Annotated in this window: 5 protein-coding genes; all 5 read right to left on the reverse strand. The window is 48.4% G+C overall.

Going from position 1 to position 4,397, the window contains the following annotated elements; translation table 11 throughout:
• The coding region (locus AC1DUA_RS25505; protein WP_477502434.1) for a rod shape-determining protein at window positions 1–428 on the reverse strand (428 nt) is incomplete at its 3' end.
• 315 nt (window positions 429–743) lie between these two features.
• A complete protein-coding gene (locus tag AC1DUA_RS25510) occupies window positions 744–1,598 on the reverse strand; it encodes a 3-hydroxybutyryl-CoA dehydrogenase (RefSeq protein WP_477502435.1) in 855 nt (284 codons plus the stop codon).
• A gap of 23 nt (window positions 1,599–1,621) precedes the next feature.
• On the reverse strand, window positions 1,622–2,800 hold the full coding sequence (locus AC1DUA_RS25515; protein ID WP_477502436.1) for an acetyl-CoA C-acetyltransferase: 1,179 nt from the start codon (window positions 2,798–2,800) through the stop codon (window positions 1,622–1,624).
• 27 nt (window positions 2,801–2,827) lie between these two features.
• A complete protein-coding gene (locus AC1DUA_RS25520) occupies window positions 2,828–3,559 on the reverse strand; it encodes a dihydrolipoamide acetyltransferase family protein (RefSeq protein ID WP_477502437.1) in 732 nt (243 codons plus the stop codon).
• Window positions 3,560–3,571: 12 nt separating this feature from the next.
• On the reverse strand, window positions 3,572–4,397 hold an 826-nt coding region (locus AC1DUA_RS25525; protein WP_477502438.1), incomplete at its 5' end, for an alpha-ketoacid dehydrogenase subunit beta.

The following is a 4,397-nucleotide window of genomic DNA, read 5'->3' on the forward strand; positions in this document are numbered from 1 at the left end:
GCTCCCATCGCTGCTGCTAAAGGTTCTTCCACCGTCGTTGACCGCCTCGCTCCTTTATGAACGATCATCTCTTCAACGGCCCGCTTTTGCACATTCGTGATGCCGCATGGAACTGAAATCAGAACATGAAAGCTGCGGAACCAATTGTAGCCTTTTCTAACTTTGCCAATAAAATATTTAAGCATCGCTAAGGTCATATCAAAATTAGCAATAACGCCATCTTTTAACGGATAAATGACCTCCACATTCGCTGGTGTTCTCCCAATCATATCATAGGCTTCTTGGCCAATAGCTTTGATTTCCCCTGTGTCTGTTTGAATGGCGACTACGGACGGCTCTTGCAGAACAATACCTTTTTTTTGCTGATAAATTAGCGTATTACAGGTGCCCAAATCTACACCAAACAGTTCTTCCAATCTCTTTAACATGACTCGCTCCTTCTCGCTGTTTATTAGACGATGCCCCTAGTAGCGTGTGTATTTAAATGATTATGACTAACTGCATCTGTATACTTGTTCGCACTGCCAGACCATTCTACGGGGGTATACCAATAAAGACCAATCATTTCCATTACGGAAATATCCTTAAATTGGAATTAATACCCATAGAATACCAAACATTTGTTCCCGTGTAAACACCGAAATTATGATAAGGGAACTACATGGTCGAAACGCACATTTTCAGAGTAAATAACGTCCTGTAGTTCCCTTCCAGCTTGTTCGCAGCCGTATTCTCAACGTCATTCATTCTTGGTAGGCGTAAAATCCCTGCCCTGATTTACGCCCTAATCGACCCGCTTTCACATATTTACGCAGCAGTGGACAAGGACGATACTTGGAATCTTTAAAACCATCATATAGAATTTCCATGATCGAAAGACACGTATCCAGTCCAATAAAATCCACGAGCTCTAGCGGTCCCATCGGATGGTTCATACCGAGCTTCATCACTTTATCCACGGATTCAATCGAAGCTACACCTTCATATACGGTGAAAATAGCTTCATTAATCATTGGCATCAAGATCCGATTAGACACAAAACCTGGGAAATCATTTACTTCAACCGGTGTTTTTCCCATACGCTGACTCAGCTTATACACAACCTCGAATACTCCCTGCGACGTCTCCAACCCACGGATCACTTCAACCAAAGGCATGACTGGCACAGGATTCATAAAATGCATGCCGATAACTTTCTCTGGCCGACCCGTAACAGCCGCAATCTCCGAGATCGGAAGTGATGATGTATTCGTGGCCAAAATCGTATGAGGCGGGCAAAGGCCATCCAGCCTATTAAACAGCAACACTTTCAGCGCCATATTTTCTGAGATGGCTTCTATGACTAGATCTGCTTGCTCCGCAAGCTCTACAAACTCAGTTGGTTGTATGCGGCTAACGATTTCAGACATCCCTTCTGGCGTCAGCTTGCCTTTTTCAACACTTCGGCTTAACTGTTTGTTGATCGCTAGCATGCCCCTGTTCAAATATTCCGGGGATGTGTCGTGCAGCAGCACCCGGAAGCCTGAAGCAGCGGACACTTGTGCAATCCCGCTCCCCATTTGCCCAGCGCCAATGACCATGATGGTCTGTATGTTCATCGTCCCGCTCCCCTCGATCCTATTCATCCATCCACGCGAATGAGAATGGCATCACCTTGCGCAGCCCCGCTGCAAATGGCAGCTATTCCGTACCCGCCCCCATTTCTTCGCAGCTCATGGATTAATGTGAGCAGAATCCGCGCACCACTTGCGCCGATGGGGTGACCGAGCGCAATAGCTCCTCCGCCAACGTTAACGAGTTCTGGATTCCATCCAAGCAAACGTTCACTGGTCAGCAAGACGGCAGCGAAGGCTTCATTCACTTCAAATCGGCTGATTTGCTCCAGCTTTATGCCTGTTTGCCTCAAAAGCTTCTGAATGGCAAGCGCAGGTGTAATCGCAATATACGGCGCTCTTTCTCCTACACACGCAGACCCAACAATCGTTGCAAGTGGGCTCACGCCGTGGGCCAACGCCTTATCTTTCGACATCACAACCATCGCCGCCGCCCCGTCATTAACGCCAGGGGCATTTCCCGCCGTAATCGTTCCACCCTTCACCAGTGCTGGCAATGCGGCAAGCTGCTCCAAACTGGTATCCGTTCGTGGACCTTCGTCTTGATCAATCAGCCTCGTTCCATGCTTCGATTGCACAACAATCGGTATAATTTCTTCCGCCAAGTAACCTTTCTTCCTCGCCTCAATCGCCAAAACATGACTGCGATAAGCCCATTCATCCTGCCTTTCACGGCTTAAGCCGAACTCTCCGGCTACGTCACTGCCATGAACGAACATTTGGACGTGTTCAAATGGACATAGCAATCCATCGTGAACCATCAAGTCAATGGTCGTCTGATTCCCCATCCTTGCGCCCCAACGGGTGCTCGGCAGTAAGAAAGGGGCGCTGCTCATGCTTTCCATTCCCCCGGCAGCCATAATTTCTCCATCGCCAGAGCGGATCATTTGATCCGCGAGTGTTACACTTCGCAGACCCGATGCGCATACTTTATTGATCGTTTCTGCGGTTACATTCCAGTCTAGACCTGCCATTCGCGCAGCCTGACGCGCGGGATTCTGCCCTGCTCCCCCTTGCAGGACCATCCCCATGATGACGGCCTCAATCGCAGTCGGATCAAGCGAGGAACGCTGAATCGCTTCACGAATTGCCGTACCGCCAAGCTCAATTGCCAGGACATCCTTTAAACCGCCACCAAATTTCCCAAACGGTGTACGAGCACCACCAACAATGACACTTTCCCTCATACGTTAATCCTCCTAAGGTGAGAAGCCTCAGTAGATCACAGTTTCCTGATCATATTTTTCTAGATAATGCTTAACTCGCTGCAAAAATCGTCCACAAATCATGCCATCGAGAATCCGATGATCGAACGATAGACAGATTGAGACGATGGATCTGATCGCAATCATTTCTTGAATCACAACGGGTTTTCGAACAATTTTCTCAAAAGTGAGCATAGCCGCTTGCGGGTATTGAATAATGGGATAAGAAAGCATTGACCCAAAGGCTCCTGTATTGTTAAAAGTAAATGTACCGCCTTGCATATCCGTTAGCCGCAATGCCCCAGCCTTAGCTCGTTTGACTAAATCAAACAGCTCAAACGCCAAGCCAGCAATAGACTTACGATCTGCATGGTGAATAACAGGCGCAATTACAGCGTCCTCCGAACCAATTGCGATGGCGACATGAAAATTCCTTTTGACAGCAATACCTTCCGGGGTCCATGACGCGTTCATTAGCGGGAACTCCTTCAGAGCATTCACGATCCCTTTTAATACAAAGGGGGTGATCGTAAGCGGCAATCCTTCCTGCAATAAAAAGGTGTCCTTCAGCCTCTGCCTCAGCGCGACAAGATGACTAACGTCCACCTCGATCATCAGCCAAGCATGGGGAATTTCGGTGACACTTTGCTGCGCGCGGGAAGCAATCGCTTGTCGCATCGGGCTAATAGCTAGAATCTGATCGCCTGGGAGATTTGCACCTGATTCCTCATTGGGCGCCATGTCCACCCTCCTCTACAATTCCGCTAGCTGGCGCATTGCATCCTTCACGGTATCCACATTTGGCAGATAGTACTTCTCCAGTGTTGGCGCCATCCCGACAGGTGGAACATCTGGTGGACAGCAGCGCATAATGGGAGCATCCAACTCATACAACAGATGTTCTGCCAACATAGCAGATATCTCAGCGCCAATGCCGCCTGTCTTGTTATCCTCATGGACAATTAGAACTTTTCCAGTTTTCGCTGCCGCCTCATAAATTGCCGATTGATCGAGAGGATGAAGCGTTCGCAGATCAAGCAGCTCTGTACTGACTCCTTCTAAATCCAGTTCAGCCGCTGCTTTCATGGCATGGTGCACAGATAGACCGTAAGCAATGACCGTGATATCCGTACCTTCGCGACGGGTCACCGCTTTACCGATCGGCACAATATATTCATCCGCAGGAACTTCATCCGATATAGAGAGATAACATTTTTTATGCTCGAAAAAGAGAACCGGATCTTCGTCTCGAATCGCTGCTTTCAATAATCCTTTGGCATCATAAGCCGTAGAAGGCGCAACAATTTTGAGCCCTGGCGTGCCAAAAAATACCGATTCAGGACATTGTGAATGATACAAGCCACCGCCGCCAGTAGCGCCATAAGGTGCGCGAATCACGATCGGGCAGTGCCAATCATTATTGGAGCGATAACGGATCTTTGCAGCTTCGCTAATGATTTGGTTTGCTGCTGGAAATATGAAATCAGCAAATTGGATTTCTGCAATCGGCCTCATCCCGACCATCGCTGCCCCAATTGCGACTCCTACGATAGCTGATTCAGAAAGCGGCGTATCGAGC

The sequence above is a fragment of the Paenibacillus sp. 01T422 genome (assembly GCF_056398785.1).